We start from the raw sequence: 19,431 nt of genomic DNA, 5'->3' as shown, positions 1-19,431 counted from the left end.
TGCTTTTTTCAGAACAAGTAATAATCTGCAAACAGTGGAATACAAGTGTTTTTTATACATATTTACCGCAACAAAAATCCCATAAATATCCTTTGTGCTTATATATAGCATCCTTAATTTTCTTATTTAGACCGTATCACAGACTTTGAAAAAGCAATATACCAGCTTATTACAGCATCCTTCCAGCAAACTTATAACAAGGTTTCTGTTAGTATTACCTGTTGCATACTGCCGGTGTTAATAAATTAGATATTTCTTCCTTGTCTGTAGCTTGGAGCAGCTTTTGCCTAATCTCCTCATCCATCAGCAATCTAGCAATAGCAGAAAGTAATTTTAAGTGATGGCTTTGACTCTTTTCTGGTATTAATAAAGCAATAAAAAATATGGTCTCTTGTCCATCCAATGACTCCCAATCAATACCTTCTTCATTTTTTAATATAAACACACTCGCATGATTCACTGTTTCAGATATAACATGCGGAATAGCAAACCCATCTAAAAATCCTGTTGTTGATTGATTTTCTCTTTGAAATAAACCATTAATTATTTCATTTTTACAACCAGTTATATGATTATTTACTGCTATCTCCGCTATTCGCTCAAATACGGCTTGTTTTGATGCAAGGTTTTCATGTAAAGAAATATATGCTGATTTTAATAGATCTTTATCCGACATGTTTTACCTCCGTCCTTTCTGTTTGATCTGATATATTTATTTTTGCTCTTTTATTGAATGTTCTTTTTTGGTAAAAACCATATAGTATCGAGCCAATGATTGATCCGATTAAAACGCATGCTATCCATAATAAGCCATTTGTTGCAACAGGTAGTATCAGAAATCCGCCATGGGGAGCTGGTATCTGGACTGCCATTAAATAAGTCAGAGCAGTAGAAATAGAAGAGCCTATCATGAAAATAGGAATCATAACGACAGGATTTTTTGCGGCAAATGGAATTGCTCCTTCTGTAATTTGTGTAGATCCTAATACAAAATTTACAATTCCTGCACTCCGGTCAGATTGATTAAAATATCTTTTAAAAAATATTACAGCGAAAGCAGTAATCAATGGTGGTGTCATACTTGCCGAGAAAACTCCAGCCATAAAATAATAGTTTCCATCCGCCAGCAATGCCAATGCTGTTACATATGCTGCCTTGTTAATCGGTCCTCCTAAATCAGATGCCCCCATACAGCCTACAATAATCCCTAAAAGGATTGGACTGGCTCCTTGAAAACCAGTTACAAATTCTTGCATCCAGGTATTAATCGAAGACATAGGAACCACCAGTACAGTCATTATTCCAGCAACCGCAAAGATCCCTACTAAAGGCAAAATAAAAATTGCTTTTAATCCATTTAATGATTCCGGAAGCCCTTTCAAAAATCTCGACAAATACAACATAAGATATCCAGCCAAAAATCCTGCTATTAGAGCACCTAAAAAACCTGCTCCACCCTGGTCAGCTATCATACCTCCTATAAATCCCGCGACCAGCCCGGATCTTTGTGAAATGGATGACGCAATATAGCCTGCTAGCATTGGAAGCATTAAGCTGAACGCTATACTTCCAGAGTTATTAAGAAATGCTGCAAAAGCGGAATATGACGGATCATTCTGATCAGCAGAGTTAATTCCAAATAAGAAAGACAATGCGATTAGTACTCCTCCTCCAACTACAAAAGGAAGCATGTGGGAAATACCGTTCATTAAATGCTGATAAATTATTCTGCCTATGGATTTCTTTTCATACTCTTCATTATCCTCATCATTTCGATTAACCTGATTACTAGACCGATAGATTTTTGCTTCACCATTTATAATCGCTTGTATTAAAGTTTCAGGATCTTTTATTGCTTTTGAGACAGAAACATCTATAGTCGGTTTTCCAGAGAATCTATCTGCCAAAACATCTTTATCAGCCGCTATAATCACACCATCTGCCTGCTGAATTTCTTCTTTTGTCAGCTGATTCTCTATTCCTACTTGTCCATGTGTCTCTACTTTTATCTCTGCTCCTAATTTTTCAGCTGCACTTATTAAAGCTTCAGCAGCCATAAAAGTATGTGCTATACCTGTTGGACAGCCGGTTGCGGCAACAATTTTCACTTTACTCAATGTAATTACCCCTCTCTGCTTGCTTAGCAATTTTTACTTTCAAGATATTTGCTGGTTCCTTCTAAAACCTGGAGTACTTCTTCAGGAGCGTTACAAGAAATAATTTCTTTCAAAATACTATCTGATTCAAATAGACGATAAAAATCCCGGATGATTTTTTTTGAACTTATTTTATCTATTCTGACTGCAATCATAAAAATCATTTTTATCTTCTCGCCTTTCCCCCAATCTATTGCATTTCTTAAAATAGCTATCGAAACTTTAGACTCGTTAACGTGAAGCGAATTTCCATGTGGCATCGCAACCATTTTCCCTATAGATGTTGGCGTAATATCTTCACGTTCAATAATTGATGCTCCAAAATTTTGGTTAACATATCCTTTACTATTAAGCTGTTTACTCATGAAATTAATAACAGTATTTTTATCTTGAAAAGCTAAATCACAAAATATAAGATCTTTCTCTAAAAATCCCAACAATTCACTGTAAGAAGAATTTTCTTTTATCATGTGAGAAATAGATAAATTTGCGGTAAAGCTTGAAATATTTTTCAAATCTATCTCGTTTACTAAAGCAGATATAACGATTACCGGTATAGATTCAAATTTAATAGGTACTGTAGATATAATAAAATCTATATTTTCATTACCATTCTCCAAATTTTCTAATGCAGCTAATGACATTGTCGCTTTCACATTAAATTGAGGTAAATATCTTTTTATTCGATTAGCAATCAGTTCGGATGTGCCTATACCATCAGGACAAACAACGATGACATTTTTAACCGTCATTCTCCGTTCTATTGCAGCCTGGAAATAAGCAGTTAAATATCCTATTTCATCTTCATTCACTCTTAATCCCAAATTATTTTCAATGGCCGAGCTTGCAAGAAGAGTCATTGCAAAAGTCCCCGAATACTGTTCTTTAATATCGCTTAACAATGGATTTCTTATATGAATAGAGTAATGGAGCCGATTTAACATAGGCTTTACGTGCATCAGCAGACCCAGATACAATTCTTTATCAGAAGATAAATCTATATTCACAATCTTTGATGATAGCGCTATCATTTCTTTGACTACAAAATGGGTATCTTTATCTATCGTACTTATTAATTCACTAAGGTCTGCATGTTTCATATCTTTATTTATCCCGCAACTAAGGATAAACTGGTGGATATAAATAATCTCATTTTCAGGGATATCTATAAAAAGTTTTTCCGTTGTTTTCTTTGCAATAAAGCGTGCAGCTAAATAAGTTTTGCTTTTATTGCTGCATTTACCATAACTTAATATTTTGTCTATTTTATAACCGCTCTTAATACGACTGATAGATATTAATACATGCGTTATTAAATTGGTATAATAAGGTTCCGTAATATAGTAATTTAATTTCTTTTCTGCTTCACCGATAATTTCCTCTACAATAATCACTTCAGAAGTATTAAACATACTTGACAATCCTTTAAATATGCCAATTTCTATCCTGGTCTGGGGGAATTCTTCATCATCTGTAAAATCGCAATTTAAGCTTCTTATGATTATTTCAGCAATTGCTTTTCTCTTATTTTTTTCATCTCCTATAATTTTAGTACCTTTCCTATCTCGAATTAACTTAATACTATACTTTCGAACCCATACTTCTATTTCATCTAAATCATTCACTATGGAACTTTTACTTACTAAATACTTTTCAGACAACTTTTGTAAAGACGTCGTTTTTTCTGATAATAACAGTTGTTTAAGTATGTCTATTTTTCTCTCATTGGTAGAAAGGGGCACTATTTTATCTTTAAATACATTTATATGATGCAGTATTCTGAACTTTTCTTTATGATTAATTTGAATTTTCACACCTGTACCTGGCTTTTTTAGGAGCTTTGCATTATTTTCTTCTAAAAAATTTCTCATTATTTCCAGGTCATTATAGATTGTTCTCTCGGAAATACGCATCACGGAAGCATAACTTTTTATAGTTTTAAATTCTTTTTCGCTTAACATCAGACTGAGTAATTTTTTTTGCCTCGTAGTTAAGTTAACCATTGGCTTATTCCCCTCTTTAAAGAATTTAGTTATGTTCTTAATTTAAAATATATCACTGAACATAGCGCAGCAATATACCAAGTTGTTGCAGCTTTATTCAAGCAATATTGAAACGAATAATAAAGTAAATTGTTAGAACCAATACCTTTTATGATGGAGACGCTATAACTATCGGAATACTTCATTATCTTTAAACAGGCTTCTGCAGTTCTTTACTTACGATACGTTCTTAATTCCCCTTCTTCACTTCCTTTCCATACTGCAGCAGCTATCCTTTCCTTTATCCAGCTGTCTACAGTAAAACTTTTTAACCTTCGATGACTTCACAGCTCTGTCCCTTGAGTTGACTTAAATTAAAATGATTATTCCGTCTGGCGTTCTGCTGTGCTTTTAAGTTCTTTTTTAATAAACACCCCCCTTATTTCTCTAAGTTATTTTATAAATGACATCCAAACTGAATAGGATAATCTTTTTTCTCTAATTAAAAAGAACCTTATTAACCAATTTGTTAATAAGATCCTTTTTATGCGTACAATATCTACAGCTCTATTACACTTCTTTTAGAAGTGATTTCGTAATCTATTATATTATTTCCCATTCTTTCTAACTAGTTCTCTATCTTTCATTACAGCCGGTACGTACACATTTGTATTAAAACAACCCCAGCTGCTGCGAAGCCAGCCCATCAAATTCAATCCCCAACATCTGCTGCAGCTGCTTAGCATTTCCAGCTGCATGTCCGCCGGAGTTATTATTAAACAAAACGATAACTTCTTTGCATTGCTTTTCCAGCCTTTTTACTTCTTTCGCTATAGCAGTTAATTCCTTTTCACTATATTCATATAAATAGCGGACCTTCCGCCAATTTGCATTCCCTGAATAGTTCCAGCCATGAACATTCCTGCCATGCAGCCGGATAATGGCTTTTTCCTTTACGGTTACCACAGGCACAAACGGGACCGATTTTACACCAGCCTGAGGCTCATCCGCAATCGTATGAATCCAGCCTTCCTGCTTCATAAAATCCAGGGTTTGCTGTTGAAACCTTTCCTCATACCAGGTTTGCTGTCTGAACTCTAAGGCAACAGGAATCCCCTTCATCTGCTGCTTACAATAACGAATATATTGTACATGCTCCTGCCTGCAATCGAACCATGGCGGAAATTGAAAAAGCACAGCTCCCAGCTTCCCTGCTTTTTGAAGCGGCTCAACGGATTCCCTGAAAGCCTGGAACATCTCCTCTTTGGTTTCAAACGGATTTTCCTTTTCTTCTCGATCATGCCCTGTCATACCCTGATAGGCTTTCACGATAAATTGAAAATTTTCCGGTGTTTCCTTTGCCCATTTTTCCATATTGCGGATAGGCTGTACCGCATAGAAAGAGGAGTCTAATTCCACAACCGGAAAATGACTGCTGTATTCCTGCAGCTTCTCGTGTGTTCTGGTATCAGCAGCATAAATAGAATCATGATCTCCCCATCCTGTCAATCCAATTTGAATCATTTTTCACACTCCTCCCCTGTTTATTCTCTTCCTCTTCTTTGTTCCCTCCGTACCATATATTTTACGAATGGAATAATTATAATAGATAAAAATAAAATTCGGAACAGCTGAAATGATGTAACAACAGTGACATCCGCCTGGATAGATGCAGCAATAATCCCCATTTGATCGACACCACCTGGAACAACACTTAAAAAGCTAGTGGCAAAATCCATAAAATAATGTGCCATCCATTCGCTGATCAGAAATGCTACACCAATTAAAATAACACAGGAGCCAACAGCATAAACAATATGAGATTTCATTTTCTTTAATTTATCCCGTTCTAATAATAAGCCCATATAAATTCCAATAAAAAGCTGTGCAATATGTAATAAATTATCCGGCATAACCGGGACTTGAATGGACGATAGATTGCATACCATAATAAGGAATACAGGTCCTAATAAATAAGCCGTAGGAACCTTAATAAATTTAAAAAGAATTCCTGCTATGTAACATAGTATCAATAAACCTAATAAAATCAGGGAATAGCTTTCTGTTGATTTATCAGGAGTAGCTCCGCCGCTGTTACTGGAAACAATAAAGGGAACCATCGTAATAATCGCCAGCAGCCGCATAACATGATAAAACGTCACGACTGTAATATTTAAATTTTTTTGCTCCTCCGCAAAGACTACCACCTGTTGTAATCCTCCTGGAGCACAGCACGTCATCGCTGTTCCAATATCCAGGCGGGCCCATTTCGAAACTGCGTAACTGACACCAATAAATAAAATAAAAAAGATAATGTTAATCAAAAACATCATCGGAAAATAGCGCACCATCTCCTGAAGTGCATCTAACGTAAATGCAAATCCAATCGTATATCCGGCAAACACTAAGCCGATATTACGAAAGATTGGATCCCATACCATTTTCCAGGGCGACTTTAACTGGAACAACAATGTCATTAGCATCGATCCAAGCAGCCAGGGAATCGGCAAGCCGATGAGTGAAAAAATAAAAGCTCCTAAGAGGCCAATTGCAAATGTTCTCAGGAATAAAAATAGCATATAATTCCCTTCTTTCTCTCCCTATTATAACGTGTTCATGCAAATTCTAAAATCCATTATTTCGTATCTGTAAGTAAAATATTTGAAAAAGAAAATGCGAAGAAGAAGGTTTTATAAATCTAATTGCTCTCCAACAAAAATGAATCATCCCTATCAAACAAAGAAGAACTACGTCAAAACTTGTTCTTACTGCTTCTTTTTCTACCTACTGTCCTTTTCTGATTAGTAATTTGTAATATATATCAGCCATGTTAAATATCTGCATTGACATACTATGACAGACATAGTAATATACTTATACAAACAATTACTTTGTCTGTCACAGTATTTTATTTGTTATAGATAAGAAGAGTCATTGCAAGGCAAGGAGGGGTTTTGTTGGAAGGAAGAATTTCAGCGGATTTATTGCGCGGTCATACAGATACGATAGTGTTGGGAATACTATTAAAAAACGATGCCTATGGGTACCAAATTTACAAATCTATTATGGATCGAACAGATGGGCTATATCAATTAAAGGAAGCCACACTTTATTCCAGCTATAAACGATTGGAAAAAGAAACATGTATCGTCGCCTATTGGGGAGATGAAAGTCAGGGCGGCCGGAGAAAGTATTACCGGATTACTGATAAAGGCCGCGTACAATACAAACAGAATATCGCCGATTGGGAATTTACGCAACGGATTTTGAATCGATTATTGAAGGAGGAAGACGACTAATATGATGATAAAAAAATATGTCGATGATTTATTTCACGGGTATAAGTCAACAGCTGAACTGGAGGACTTCAAAGAAGAAATCATAATAAATTTAAAAGACCGCGTGCAGGATTTAGAAAAAACAGGGAAATCATCTGATGAGGCATTTGCAGAAGCTGTCTCAGAATTAGGTGATATTACAGCAATTGCCGATGATTTAAGCAGAGAAAAACGAAAGGAGATTATTGGAAAAATGTATGTGGATCCAAAGCCTAAACTTTCTGCAGGATATGCAATTGGGTATACACTTGCTGCAGGAGTTTTATTGTTTGGAATTATTACGAGTCTAATCACTTATTTTTCTGCGGGAAATAATTTATTCATTGCTATTTCCTCCTTCCTGCCATTTGTTGTACCTGCAGGAGCAGCATTAACCTATTTAGGTTTAACAACAGAAACAACTGCCAAATATCCGATGGACTGGAAAAGGGCACTTATTTATGCGCTTGCTGTTGGTGTCATTTTATTCGGAATTTCCATCTCCAGTTCACACTATTTTATGGAAAACAGTAATCCAGCTGCTATCCTGGGGGTGCTGGTTCCTTTTGTATTACCAGGCATTCTGGTTATCGCCTTCTTAATCCTTACAGAAAAGAAGCGATTCAAGCCATGGCTAATGCAGGAGCATGAACGATATCATGAAGCCTACGCAGGCTATTATAAAGATACAGAAGAAGTAACAAAACGTGGAATGCTGTCCGGAGCTTTATGGATTGGAGCAATTGGGGTCTTTCTTCTTATCTGGATATTGACTAATATCCTTTACGCTCTTCCTGTCTTTCTGTTTGCCATTATGGGAGAGCTCTTAATTGAGTACCGTATGATATCAAAGCATAAACGCAATTCAGCAACAAAATAATATCCATGCTTCATTACTATATTTTTATCTGTTTTTCTGCACCCAAATTCTGAAAAGAATTGGGTGTTCTTTATGTATAAAATAGTTATCCCAGAACAGTTTAATTTATAAAGATATTCAAAAAGTCCAATAAAACTATTTTCGAAAATATAAATATTTATTTTTTGGTTTGATTCTTTTTTTATTGGGTATTATGAGTTTAAATACCTCTTTTAAACAGAGATTGGAAAGGAAGAACAATCATGAAAAAATTTTTGCTTCTATGTCTGACACTGCTTCTTTCCATTACTTTAGCAGCTTGCGGGACAAGCGATGACAGCGACACAGGAAATGACGCAGCAAATGATTCAAATACAAGTGAAAACACAAACGATAATAATAATGATGATTCAAATGCAGCAGATAACACTAATGGCAATAATGGCTCAACAGAGGGTAATGACGATCTAGACTTAACAAATGTATCCTTAACTGTGGAGGATGCCATGGAAGCTTTCCACGATCACTTCCCGGGTTCGAGCCTTTCTTCCATACAGCTGGATGAAGAAAAAGGGGAGCTTGTCTATGATATAGACGGCTATGATGATACGATGGAATACTCCGCTGAGATTAATCAGTCTGGTGACGTTATATCTGAGGAAAAAGAACAAAAAGAATCAGATGAACAATATGATGAATTGGTATTGGCAGATTATATTTCTGCAGAAGAAGCACTGTCCACAGCTTCTGAAGCTCCTGAAACAGATGGCATTACCGCTAGAGGCTGGTCATTAGAATTTGAAAATGGCAGCCCAATATATGAAATTAATTTTGAAGATATGGGATCTCAGGAAGTAGATGTTTATATTGATGCAGAGTCTGGAGAACAGCTGCATGTGGAAGTAGACGATTAAATTTAAATAAAGCAGGCTAAGCCTTGAGCTTAAGCCTGCTTTATTTAGGTCAGTCTATTTTTAAGATCTTGAAGCAGAGGAAAACGCTGCAAAAATAGCTGCATTAATCGAATCAAGTGTTGCTTTGACAGCTTTGGAAACAGGAAGATTCTTACTCATCTGCTTGATTTGTTTTTCTGCCCACTTAGCTTCTTTCCGTTCCGGGAATACGATGCGAAGTAAACTGCTGATATGAACAAGTGACATCAATACAACGATTCGTTCTTCTTCTTTTTCTAAGAGATCTTGTTTTTTACTTTTTCCTAAAACCGTCCGAAAGTTTTTTCTCATCGTTCTGTTAAAATCTGCTTGATTAAAGGTGTACGTATAAGATGGAAACATACCTAGAATCCGCTTTTCTTCCATGTTACCTACACCAGCCTGCTCTAATTTATCAGCAATTTTGCGCGGAAGATTTTTGTATGAACGTTTCAAAGCAGAAACCCAATACTTTGGTGTTTTCTTATTTTTAAGCCGCATAATCTCTATTGCTTCTTTCAGCAGCGGATCTTCCACTTCTGTATGAACGACTTCCATCTTAGATTGACGCAGCTTAACTTTATCTTCCAGCATAAGCTCTGCCAGTAAAGCGCCGCTTAAACAATAGGGCAATGCGGAGGAAGCACGCCCATAAGGTTGATTGGTTTTGGGACTAATGGATAATAAGAAAAGTTGCTCAGCTAATAAAAGCATGTTTTCCCCTCCTTTTCAGTTTCTATTTTTAATATTGCAGCGTTAAAAAACTTTACGTTGATAAATAAATTGGCTGATTATCCAGGATATGAGATATAAACCAATTGCTATAGCTGCTCCGCTAAGATAGAGCATTGTTGTTGATAAGCTTGTAATAAAATCAGTAATTGTTATAAGGTTTCGCTCCAAGAAACGGGCAGCGGGCTGAAAACCTATTGCTAAAGCAATCATCCCGATAAACATCACTACTCCGATATAAGCAGGCTTTAAAATATAAAATAACGGGAACGCGATAGCTGCGAAAATGAAGAACAATCCAGCCGCTATAGCCATATCCATCATGTCATAACTATAATCAAATAAATAGAGAACAGCCCCAGCCATCGCCATCGATAAAACCATATATACCATAGCTCCAATATATCTGGAAGTAACAATCAGCTTGCGTGTATATGGCAAAGAATTAAGAAGAATATTTGATTCTACCATGCCATCATATACATAAGCATTTGCCGATATATAAGCACCGGCTACCAGAAAAATAAAAATCGGGCTAATATCTCTTGCAAAGAGGATAAGAAAAATAATTAATGGAATAAATAGGATAATCTGTGTCTTTTGTATAATTAAATCTTTTTTTATCAAATTAAACATTTTGGTGTTTCGCTCCTTTCGCATAAAACATAATATCCTCTAATGTAGCTTCCTCAACCACAACACGATCTCCCAACAAAATCTTTACCTCAGCCGCATCATTTGTTAAAGCTTGGAATCCATAAGAAGAACGCTCTGTCTTTATAAACAATTTTTCTGTATCTTGATTAAGTAAATCAATACTTCCTTTTACCAAAGCATAACGATCCTGTACATTCTGCATTGAGTCATTAAAAAGAATTTTTCCCTTTTGAATAAACGTAATATAATCTGCAATCCGCTCTAAATCGCTGGTAATATGCGTGGAAAAGAATAGCGTTCTTCTGCCATCCTCCATAATTTCCTGCAGGATGTCTAAAAGTTCTCTCCGAAAAACCGGGTCTAATCCCGCAGTCGGCTCATCCATCATAATAAATTCTGCATCATGGGATAAAGCCATTGCCAAGGAAGCTTTCATCTGCATCCCTTTTGAAAAAGTTTTAATTGCTTTATTTAAAGGTAATTCAAATATCTTGATATAGTTATAGAATGTCTTATCATCCCAATTTTTATAAGCTGGCGCTATAATTCGCCGTATATCTTTTAAATTTAAACTTTCATAAAACACATTGCTGTCGTAGACAAAGCCCATACGCTCCTTGATTTCTTTCTCATTACCGGCATAATCCATCCCAAAGATTTTTACTTCCCCTGTATCAGCCTGTAAAAGATTCATCATCAGCTTCATTGTCGTTGATTTACCGGCTCCATTAGCACCGACAAAGCCTGTTACATACCCTTGTTTTATTTGTAAATTGATATTTTCCAAGGAAAAATCTTTAAAACATTTGGTTACATTTTTAAATTCAACTATATTTTTCATACGTATTACTCCCCTCATTATTTTGCATCTAAACTGACTATTGTATATATACTATATTAACACTATATACATTATTAAAACATCTTTTTATTTTCTTTGCAACTACAAAAATGATTTTTTCGTAAAAAAAAGACCCTGGCTTTATGCTCAAGATCTCTGACAAATATTTATTCAAATATGAAATATTCATATCTTTTAAAAGGCTTTCCTTTGATAAATCATTTGGCTAATCAGCCAGGAAGCTGCATACAACACAATGAGAATACCTGCACTGCTTAAATAAAGTATAGTAGTGGATGCACTTGCGAAAAACTGAACGATTGGGGTTAGATACTCGCCCAAAAATGTTATTGCCGGCTGACTTAAGATAACTAACAGAATAAATCCTATCACAATTGCTGTTCCAATATATCCCGGCTTCAATAGATAGAACAACGGAAAAGCAAACGCAAACATCGCAAGCGTAATTCCTGCTCCAATTGCTATATCTGTCCAAGTGAAAGCTCTATTAAACAAAGAAAAAAGAACAATGGTGATACCGATAGATACCGCCATATAAAAAATAGCGCCAATATATCTAGAAGCAATAATTTGCGTACGTGTATAAGGTAAAGAATTCAATAAAATATTTGTTTCTGCCTTTTCATCATACGAATATGCATTTATTGGAATAAAGAATCCAGCAAACACAATAATAAAAAAGGCAGAAAGATGTGAACCAAAGATAATAAAGAAAAGAATACATGGAATGAATAAATACAACTGAAATTTCTGTATAATCAAATCTCTCCTGATTAAATTAATCATAATGACTATCTGCTCCTTTCATATAGAACATAATCTCTTCTAAACTGGCTTCTTCAATCACAACATGATTTCCGAAGACTTCTTTCACTTTCGTCGCATCCTTTGTTAAAGCCTGAAAACCATTTGGAGAACGATCTATTTTTATAAAATAAGCTTCCGTGTCTGGATCAAGTAATTCCGTACTTCCTTTTACTAATGCATACTGCTCCTGCAGCTCATAAATAGGTTTATCAAAGAGGATTTTCCCTTCGTCAATCAGTACAATATAATCGGCAATCCGGTCGAGATCGCTTGTTATATGTGTGGAGAAGAGAATCGTTCTTTTTCCGTCTACCATTACTTCCTGAAAAATATCTAAAAGCTCCCTGCGAGATGTCGGATCCAGGCCTGCAGTGGGTTCATCCATAATAATTAACTCCGCATCATGGGAAAGAGCAATTGCAATAGAAGCTTTCATCTGCATCCCCTTAGAGAATTTCTTAATCGGCTTATTTAAAGGCAGCTCAAATTGGTTCACATAAGCTTTGAATTGCTGATGATTCCAACGTTTATAAGCAGGCGCCACAATCCTGCTGATATCCTTCAGATTCAAAGATTCATAAAATATATTACTGTCATAAACAAAGCCGATACGATCTTTAATTTCTTTTTCATGACTGGCATAATCCAGCCCGAATACACTTACTTCTCCATTATCCGGCTGCAGCAGATTCATAATAAGCTTCATTGTCGTCGACTTGCCGGCACCATTTGCTCCAATAAATCCAGTTACAAAGCCCTGTTTTATTTGTAAATCCATATTATCTATCGTGAATGCCTTCAATGCTTTCGATACACCACGGAGTTCTATCACATTTTCCATTCCCATCACTCCTCGTACAACAGCTTTAATAATTCCTGCAGTTCTTCATAAGGCAGACCGATTTCTTTACTATTAGAAATAACCGCGCTCAGCTGCTCTTCAATTACTCTTAATTTCTTCTCCCGAATCACATCTAAATTTTGTTCCGCTATAAACGAGCCTTTTCCGACAATGGAATAGATAAATCCCGCTTTCTCCAATTCTTCATAGGCCCGTTTTGTTGTGATCACACTTATTTTCAAATCCTTTGCCAGCTGTCTGATGGAAGGCAGTGCATCTCCTTCCGCCAGCTCGCCTGAAAGAATTGCTGTTTGAATTTGTTTTAAGATCTGCTCATAAATTGGCTCTTTGGAGCTGTTTGATATGATAATTTGCATGTCCATACCTCTTTTTCTGATTGTATATCTACATTATACACAGTATGAAGTATTGAATAAACTCATCCAGCTATAATGAAAATATTTGATCCAATTCGAGAAGTAAAAAAAGAGTAACTATCGTCTGCGTAATAAAAAATTAGGACTATTAAAATTAAGAAGACAAATAAAGTAGATTTAAGATAATGAACAGACTTCGTAAATTTTGTATCCAGTAACGTTCTCAATTGTTTCAGACATTCATCATGCATCATCCCGTTTTGTCCATTCTGAAATATTGACTGGAGCAAAATTCATTCATATATATTCTTTCCTCTTACATAGTCAATCTGCTTATAAAAATTCTCAATCAGAAACTTATTTCCTGGCACGTACTTTAAAGATAATTTGATAAAAAGGAAATAATATTATATGAATGGTGGCAAACAGTAAAATCACATTAAAAAATGGTATTTCGTAAAAATTAAACCATCTTGTAAAAATATCTTTCTGCAGCATTTCATTCCCAAACTTACCAAATTCAAAATCCATAACCAAAGGCGTGCCATCAACAATCATCAATATTAAATTGAGACTTATAAAAAAACCAATCTGAATTACCCATGCTTTCATTTGCATTCTCTTCACTTAAACTATTGTATATATACTATATTAACAGTATATACAAAATAAAGTATTTTTTTCAACCATAAATTATAAAATCGAAAAAGACCTTGAATAAATTCCAAGATCTTTTAACAGTTGTTGAGTCATTCAATTTAAAGCAGATTGCTGCACCAGCTTCTGTTTCTCCTCTTCAATCTTTCCTTTATCTATCCTTTCAAAAAGCGCCACAACTTTGTTCACCTGCTGCGGAAGATTACTTATTTCCTCCCATACCAGCTCTTTGATTGACAGCATTTCTTGAACCTGTTTTGTAGAATAAGGCAGAAATGGATACAACAGCTGCGTCGTATTTACAATAATATACACACAGGTTGCTAAAGTTTTATCAGCTTCCTCAGGATTTTCTTTTACCTGCTTCCAAGGTGCCTGAAAATCAAAATACTTATTTGCTTCCCGTATAAAGTCAAATATCTCGCTCAATGCCTGCTTCAATTTCCCTGTTTCCACAAGCTCTCCAATGACTGGATAAAGTTTTTTTACTTTATCCACTATCTCTGCTTCTGGATCTGCCTGAGGGATATTCGAATCATTATTTTTCTCAATAAGCTTCAGTGTACGATTGATAAAGTTTCCATACGCCCCTAATAATTCACCGTTATGACTAAGGATAAATTCCTGCCAGGAAAAATCCGCATCCCGGTTTTCAGGAGCATTAATGGTCAGGAAATAACGCAGTGAATCCGGGTGGTAGGTATCCAACACATCCTTTATCCAGACAGCCCAGTTATTGCTGGTAGAAATCTTTCTTTTTTCCAAAGTAACATATTCATTGGAAACAATATGGGTAGGAAGCTGTTTCTCCCCAAGTGCCAATAATAGAGCTGGCCAGATAATGGTATGAAACGGAATATTATCCTTTCCATGTACATAGTAAGCTTTTGTGGAATTATCAGGTTGCCACCATTTATCTATATCTTGCTGATGCTCTTCTCCCCATGCCTGACTCGCGGTTAAATAACCCGCAACAGCCTCCAGCCATACATAAATTTTCTTCCCTTCGAATCCTTCTACAGGAACATCAATCCCATTAGGAAGGTCTCTTGTCATTGCTCTTTCCTTCAGCCCTTCCCGCAAATAACGCTTTGAAAATTGAAGGGCATTATCACGCCAGCGTTCTTTCTTCTCTGCTTGATTGACTGAGGAAGTAAGCTCATTTGAAAAATTGCCAAAGGAAAAGTAATAATGTGCTGTTTCACGTATCGCCGGCTCTTCGCCGCAAAGCTTACATTTTTTATCCTGCAGTTCAAGCGGATCAAGAACAGCAGAGCAATGATCACACTGATCTCCCCGTGCATTTTCTCCACAGACTGGACATCGTCCTTCTACAAAACGATCTGGTAAAAAGCGCTTATCCTTTTCACAATATGCCTGTTCTGTTGTTTTCTCCTCTAAATACCCTTTATCAAGCAGGTCTAAAAAGATTTTCTGTACTGCCTGATGGTGGAATGTGCTATCTGTTCTCGTGTAATAATCGTAGGAGAAGCCTAGTTTTTCAAAGATGTCCACAAACTCCTGATGGTATTTTTCAGCAATGATCTCAGTTGTCGTCCCTTCCTGTGATGCACGGATAGAAATTGGTGTTCCATTACAATCACTACCAGAAACATACAGAACCTCTTCTCCCTTTAAACGATAATACCTTGCTAAAATATCCCCCGGCAATAAGCTGGCAATATGCCCTAAATGAAGGGAACCATTTGCATACGGCCATGCGCCGCCAATAAATACAGCCATTTCCAACACTCCTCATTTTTATTAATTCAATAGATACAGTTATGAGATAAGGATATTAAGAGGATGTTCAAAAAGTCCAATAAAAATGACACGGCGAATTTCTGCGTTGACAATTTTTTCCGATACTCACGTATTATGAAGCATACGCTCCGTCCGTAAAAATTTGTCGCCTTGAACTTCTTGGTCCTATTTATCGGATTTTTTGAACACGCACTTTAAGCAATAAAAAACGCCCTAAGCTTCTTATGTCAAAGAAAGCTTAGGACGAGTATTCCCGTGTTACCACCTAATTTTCACAGACTGCTCACACAGTCTGCCTCCTTCTGTACGTCTGGTGAGTTAATTTCAGCAGATTATACAGTTGCTATTGTAACGAGTGCCTCTCGTCGCAGCCTACTATCCGTTTTGGAGTTCAGTGCGCAGCTCAAAGGTCATTGTTCAATTGGGGGGTTGCTGCCTCATTTCCACCAGCAGAGACTCTCTTTTAGCGCTTCCCAATTTACTTTTCCTTCTCATTGCCTGTTTAACTATTTGTTTCAGTTTACTCTTATTGGACAATATTATCAACTTATTATTTAAAATTGAGTAACCTGACCAAGTCATATACATGATAAAGCTATATTATTCTTCCAGCTTAAACACACGAGTTGCCTCAACAGCTTTTTGCCAGCCTTTATATAATTTTTCACTTTCTTCATTATCCATTTTGTCCTCGAATGTTTTCTCTACCTTCCATTGCTTAGCTATTTCCTCCTGGCTCTCCCAGAAGCCGATAGCCAATCCGGCCAGGTATGCAGATCCAAGTGCTGTTGTCTCCTGAATCACAGGACGTTCAACGGTTACATCCATAATGTCACTTTGGAACTGCATTAGGAAATCATTTTTCACTGCTCCACCATCAACACGAAGCGTTTTTAATTCCATATCAGAGTCTGTTGCCATTGATTCGATTACATCTCTGGTCTGATATGCCAGTGATTCTAATGTCGCACGGATAAAGTGCTCTTTTTTAGTTCCTCTTGTCAGTCCAAATACAGAACCTCGTGCATCACTATCCCAATATGGCGTTCCTAAACCGACAAAAGCTGGTACTACATACACACCATCTGTTGAATCTACACGTGTCGCAAAATCTTCACTTTCCGGACTGGATTCAATCATTCTTAAACCGTCGCGCAGCCACTGAATAGCAGAACCGGCTACAAAAATACTTCCTTCGAGTGCATAGGTTACTTTTCCATCAACTCCCCATGCGATTGTAGTTAATAACCCACTCTTGGATTCTACAGGTTTTTCTCCTGTATTCATTAATAAGAAGCCGCCTGTGCCATATGTGTTTTTCGCCATTCCCTGCTCAAAGCATGCCTGCCCAAATAAAGCAGCCTGCTGGTCACCTGCAATACCTGCAATCGGAACTTCCTCACCAAAGAAATGGTAAGATACCGTTTTTGTATATTCTTCAGAAGACGGACGAACCTCTGGAAGCATCGACTTCGGTACGCCCAAAATGTCTAACAGCTCTTCATCCCATTCTAAGTCGTAAATATTAAACATCAATGTTCTGGCAGCATTAGAATAATCAGTAATATGGGTTTTCCCGCCTGAAAACTTATAAATAAGCCATGAATCAACTGTACCGAATAACAGGTCACCAGCTTCTGCTTTCTCTCTTGCTCCCTCTACATTATCCAGAACCCATTTCACCTTAGTTCCTGAGAAATACGGGTCAATTAAGAGACCTGTTTTACTACGGAATGTATCCTCGTATCCTTGTTCTCTTAACTCCTTACAAATAGGCTCTGTTTGACGGGACTGCCAGACAATTGCCTTATAAATTGGTCTGCCAGTATTCTTGTCCCATACAATTGCCGTTTCGCGCTGATTGGTAATTCCAATCCCCTCTATCTGACTCGCTTCAATTCCAGTTTTATTTAACACTTCTGCGATACAGCCAAGCACAGATGTCCAAATTTCATTTGCATCATGCTCTACCCAGCCCGGTTTCTCAAAATATTGCTTAAATTCCTTTTGAGCTGTATCAATAATTTCCCCTTTATTATCAAATACAATCGCCCGTGAACTGGTTGTTCCTTGATCGATTGAAAGAATATATTTCTCTGCCATCCCTGATTCCTCCATTTTTAAATTTAGAAAGTTACCTGATTTAAAAGCTCAGATTTACTTATCACGTTTAGTACGCCCTCTTATATTGCATTCCCTTAATTCTTTTTTCTATTCCTGTCTTTCGCAGTGTAACTGGCTATAAAACTCCCGCTTCGAGAATAGAGGAAGTTCGAAAATTCTAATCAGGAGATCAAACAGCCAGTAACAGCCCGATTGGTTCGGGCCTACAGGATGTAACACGACGTCGCAAACTTAGCCTTTGTCCTTTAGACAGCGGGGGAAGGAAAGCCCCCCGCCGATTGAAGTTTCATTTTATGAAACAGAATGCTGCGTCCGCTTTTGTTCATTTACAAAAGCTGTTGCAAATATGACAACTACCACAATAGTCATAATCCAAAATCCTGCACCCATACTTCCATCAAAAAATGCATGGTAGAAAAAGGCACCGTATACACCGCCGATTATTGTGCCAATAACAGGTATCGGCGCATAGCTCCAATCCGAACCGCCCTTACCTATAATTGGTAAAATAGCATGTGCAATTCTTGGGCCTAAATCCCGGGCCGGATTAATCGCATAGCCCGTCGGTCCACCCAAGGACATACCAATCGCAACAATTAATAAACCAACGATAGCTGGATTTAACCCCTCTGTGAATTCGTTTGCACCAATAAATAATAAGCCCATAACCAATACAAAAGTTCCGATTATCTCACTTACTAAATTGGCCGGATAGCTCCTCACAGCCGGACCTGTTGCAAATACTCCCAGTTTTGCTCCTTTATCCTTTGTTTCTCTCCAATGCGGGAGATACTGAAAGTAAACAATAATTGCGCCGATGATAGCGCCAATTAATTGACCAGATATATATGCCGGCACTTTTGCCCAAGGAAATTCTCCAATCGCTGCAAAGCCTAATGTTACGGCAGGATTTAGATGAGCATCAGATATATTACCTACTGCATAGACCCCCATCGTTACACCTAACCCCCAGCCTAGTGTAACCAGTACCCAGCCGGCGCCAGCTGCTTTTGATTTTTTTAACTCTACACCAGCGACAACGCCTGCCCCTAATATAATCAGAATCATTGTCCCGATTAACTCTGCCATAAATTCAGACATGTTTATCTCCCCTTTGCTAAATAGATAGTTCTACTTGAACTTTACAAGATCGGGAAATAGGAAAAAAGCTCACACAGATGTAACCGCATTCTCCTTGCTGAGAAGGCGGCCTACTGTGTGAACTTCATCTCCTACACAATCCTTAACTTGTCTTTTAACACCTTACACCAGAATTAAAACGCTGTCAATAATTTCAATTTTACAGCTATGCAAGCATTTTTTATAATTTGAAACTTATGCCTTTGAATAAAAAAGTTCCAAAT

At 36.8% G+C, this 19,431-nt stretch carries 18 protein-coding genes and 1 other annotated feature; of the genes, 3 read left to right on the top strand and 15 right to left on the bottom strand.

Features of this window, described 5'->3' with window-relative positions:
- Positions 1-214 precede the first annotated feature (214 nt).
- The 5 genes from OSO01_RS12485 to OSO01_RS12465 all read right to left on the bottom strand — a co-directional run bounded on the left by OSO01_RS12485 (position 215) and on the right by OSO01_RS12465 (position 6,717).
- Positions 215-676, bottom strand: a complete 462-nt coding sequence (locus OSO01_RS12485) for a PTS sugar transporter subunit IIA (protein ID WP_147210774.1) — start codon at positions 674-676, stop codon at positions 215-217.
- On the bottom strand, positions 666-2,117 hold the full coding sequence (locus OSO01_RS12480) for a PTS fructose transporter subunit IIC (RefSeq protein ID WP_147210773.1): 1,452 nt from the start codon (positions 2,115-2,117) through the stop codon (positions 666-668). The genes OSO01_RS12485 and OSO01_RS12480 overlap by 11 nt, the downstream gene beginning before the upstream one ends.
- 23 nt (positions 2,118-2,140) lie before the next feature.
- The gene (locus tag OSO01_RS12475) at positions 2,141-4,159 is read right to left on the bottom strand and encodes a BglG family transcription antiterminator (protein ID WP_147210772.1); all 2,019 of its coding nucleotides are present in this window, start codon (positions 4,157-4,159) and stop codon (positions 2,141-2,143) included.
- A gap of 651 nt (positions 4,160-4,810) precedes the next feature.
- Positions 4,811-5,662: a DUF72 domain-containing protein gene (locus tag OSO01_RS12470; protein ID WP_147210771.1), complete on the bottom strand. Its 852-nt coding sequence runs from the start codon at positions 5,660-5,662 to the stop codon at positions 4,811-4,813.
- Between the two features lie 20 nt (positions 5,663-5,682).
- Positions 5,683-6,717, bottom strand: a complete 1,035-nt coding sequence (locus OSO01_RS12465; protein WP_147210770.1) for an AbrB family transcriptional regulator — start codon at positions 6,715-6,717, stop codon at positions 5,683-5,685.
- A gap of 375 nt (positions 6,718-7,092) precedes the next feature.
- On the opposite strand from OSO01_RS12465, the gene OSO01_RS12460 reads away from it, so the two are divergent.
- From OSO01_RS12460 to OSO01_RS12450, 3 genes are all read left to right on the top strand, one after another.
- Entirely contained in the window at positions 7,093-7,437 is a 345-nt protein-coding gene (locus OSO01_RS12460; protein ID WP_371863298.1) for a PadR family transcriptional regulator, read from the top strand.
- Position 7,438: 1 nt separating this feature from the next.
- Entirely contained in the window at positions 7,439-8,335 is an 897-nt protein-coding gene (locus tag OSO01_RS12455) for a permease prefix domain 1-containing protein (protein ID WP_147210768.1), read from the top strand.
- Positions 8,336-8,577: 242 nt separating this feature from the next.
- Positions 8,578-9,228, top strand: coding sequence for a PepSY domain-containing protein (locus OSO01_RS12450; protein ID WP_147210767.1), 651 nt, complete (start codon positions 8,578-8,580; stop codon positions 9,226-9,228).
- A 60-nt stretch (positions 9,229-9,288) separates the two neighbouring features.
- On the opposite strand, the gene OSO01_RS12445 is transcribed toward OSO01_RS12450, so the two are convergent.
- The 10 genes from OSO01_RS12445 to OSO01_RS12400 form a co-directional block, all read right to left on the bottom strand.
- Positions 9,289-9,960: a GOLPH3/VPS74 family protein gene (locus tag OSO01_RS12445; RefSeq protein ID WP_147210766.1), complete on the bottom strand. Its 672-nt coding sequence runs from the start codon at positions 9,958-9,960 to the stop codon at positions 9,289-9,291.
- Positions 9,961-10,002: 42 nt separating this feature from the next.
- Positions 10,003-10,614 (bottom strand): ABC-2 transporter permease, encoded by a 612-nt coding sequence (locus OSO01_RS12440; RefSeq protein WP_147210765.1) that lies wholly within the window; start codon positions 10,612-10,614, stop codon positions 10,003-10,005.
- The gene (locus OSO01_RS12435; protein WP_147210764.1) at positions 10,607-11,476 is read right to left on the bottom strand and encodes an ABC transporter ATP-binding protein; all 870 of its coding nucleotides are present in this window, start codon (positions 11,474-11,476) and stop codon (positions 10,607-10,609) included. Before OSO01_RS12435 ends, OSO01_RS12440 begins: the two co-directional genes overlap by 8 nt.
- Positions 11,477-11,671: 195 nt before the next feature.
- The gene (locus OSO01_RS12430; protein WP_147210763.1) at positions 11,672-12,283 is read right to left on the bottom strand and encodes an ABC-2 transporter permease; all 612 of its coding nucleotides are present in this window, start codon (positions 12,281-12,283) and stop codon (positions 11,672-11,674) included.
- A complete protein-coding gene (locus tag OSO01_RS12425) occupies positions 12,276-13,145 on the bottom strand; it encodes an ABC transporter ATP-binding protein (protein WP_147210762.1) in 870 nt (289 codons plus the stop codon). The genes OSO01_RS12430 and OSO01_RS12425 overlap by 8 nt, the downstream gene beginning before the upstream one ends.
- A 5-nt stretch (positions 13,146-13,150) precedes the next feature.
- Positions 13,151-13,522 carry a GntR family transcriptional regulator gene (locus OSO01_RS12420; protein ID WP_077604639.1) on the bottom strand — a complete coding sequence of 124 codons (372 nt, stop codon included), beginning with the start codon at positions 13,520-13,522 and terminating at the stop codon, positions 13,151-13,153.
- Positions 13,523-13,879: 357 nt separating this feature from the next.
- Positions 13,880-14,134: a YfzA family protein gene (locus OSO01_RS12415; protein ID WP_186813658.1), complete on the bottom strand. Its 255-nt coding sequence runs from the start codon at positions 14,132-14,134 to the stop codon at positions 13,880-13,882.
- Positions 14,135-14,275: 141 nt separating this feature from the next.
- Positions 14,276-15,922, bottom strand: a complete 1,647-nt coding sequence (gene metG, locus OSO01_RS12410) for a methionine--tRNA ligase (protein ID WP_147210760.1) — start codon at positions 15,920-15,922, stop codon at positions 14,276-14,278.
- A gap of 257 nt (positions 15,923-16,179) precedes the next feature.
- Positions 16,180-16,447: a binding site (T-box leader), on the bottom strand.
- A gap of 96 nt (positions 16,448-16,543) precedes the next feature.
- Complete coding sequence (glpK, locus tag OSO01_RS12405; RefSeq protein ID WP_147210759.1) at positions 16,544-18,046, bottom strand: glycerol kinase GlpK; 1,503 nt, start codon at positions 18,044-18,046, stop codon at positions 16,544-16,546.
- A 312-nt stretch (positions 18,047-18,358) separates the two neighbouring features.
- Positions 18,359-19,168 carry an MIP/aquaporin family protein gene (locus tag OSO01_RS12400; protein ID WP_147210758.1) on the bottom strand — a complete coding sequence of 270 codons (810 nt, stop codon included), beginning with the start codon at positions 19,166-19,168 and terminating at the stop codon, positions 18,359-18,361.
- Positions 19,169-19,431 lie beyond the last annotated feature (263 nt).

It is taken from the genome of Oceanobacillus sojae (genome assembly GCF_007991515.1).
GTDB lineage: Bacteria > Bacillota > Bacilli > Bacillales > Amphibacillaceae > Oceanobacillus > Oceanobacillus sojae.
Note: the sequence above shows the minus strand (reverse complement) of the source record. Positions and strands in the feature narration are given on the sequence as shown.

Bases quoted from the DNA above. Each gene is read 5' to 3' on its own strand.
- OSO01_RS12465 (WP_147210770.1), bottom strand. From the start codon at position 6,717: ATGCTATTTTTATTCCTGAGAACATTTGCAATTGGCCTCTTAGGAGCT.
- glpK (WP_147210759.1), bottom strand. From the start codon at position 18,046: ATGGCAGAGAAATATATTCTTTCAATCGATCAAGGAACAACCAGTTCA.
- OSO01_RS12475 (WP_147210772.1), bottom strand. From the start codon at position 4,159: ATGGTTAACTTAACTACGAGGCAAAAAAAATTACTCAGTCTGATGTTA.
- OSO01_RS12435 (WP_147210764.1), bottom strand. From the start codon at position 11,476: ATGAAAAATATAGTTGAATTTAAAAATGTAACCAAATGTTTTAAAGAT.
- OSO01_RS12430 (WP_147210763.1), bottom strand. From the start codon at position 12,283: ATGATTAATTTAATCAGGAGAGATTTGATTATACAGAAATTTCAGTTG.
- OSO01_RS12455 (WP_147210768.1), top strand. From the start codon at position 7,439: ATGATGATAAAAAAATATGTCGATGATTTATTTCACGGGTATAAGTCA.
- OSO01_RS12470 (WP_147210771.1), bottom strand. From the start codon at position 5,662: ATGATTCAAATTGGATTGACAGGATGGGGAGATCATGATTCTATTTAT.
- OSO01_RS12420 (WP_077604639.1), bottom strand. From the start codon at position 13,522: ATGCAAATTATCATATCAAACAGCTCCAAAGAGCCAATTTATGAGCAG.
- metG (WP_147210760.1), bottom strand. From the start codon at position 15,922: ATGGCTGTATTTATTGGCGGCGCATGGCCGTATGCAAATGGTTCCCTT.
- OSO01_RS12450 (WP_147210767.1), top strand. From the start codon at position 8,578: ATGAAAAAATTTTTGCTTCTATGTCTGACACTGCTTCTTTCCATTACT.
- OSO01_RS12415 (WP_186813658.1), bottom strand. From the start codon at position 14,134: ATGAAAGCATGGGTAATTCAGATTGGTTTTTTTATAAGTCTCAATTTA.
- OSO01_RS12425 (WP_147210762.1), bottom strand. From the start codon at position 13,145: ATGGAAAATGTGATAGAACTCCGTGGTGTATCGAAAGCATTGAAGGCA.
- OSO01_RS12445 (WP_147210766.1), bottom strand. From the start codon at position 9,960: ATGCTTTTATTAGCTGAGCAACTTTTCTTATTATCCATTAGTCCCAAA.
- OSO01_RS12485 (WP_147210774.1), bottom strand. From the start codon at position 676: ATGTCGGATAAAGATCTATTAAAATCAGCATATATTTCTTTACATGAA.
- OSO01_RS12400 (WP_147210758.1), bottom strand. From the start codon at position 19,168: ATGTCTGAATTTATGGCAGAGTTAATCGGGACAATGATTCTGATTATA.
- OSO01_RS12440 (WP_147210765.1), bottom strand. From the start codon at position 10,614: ATGTTTAATTTGATAAAAAAAGATTTAATTATACAAAAGACACAGATT.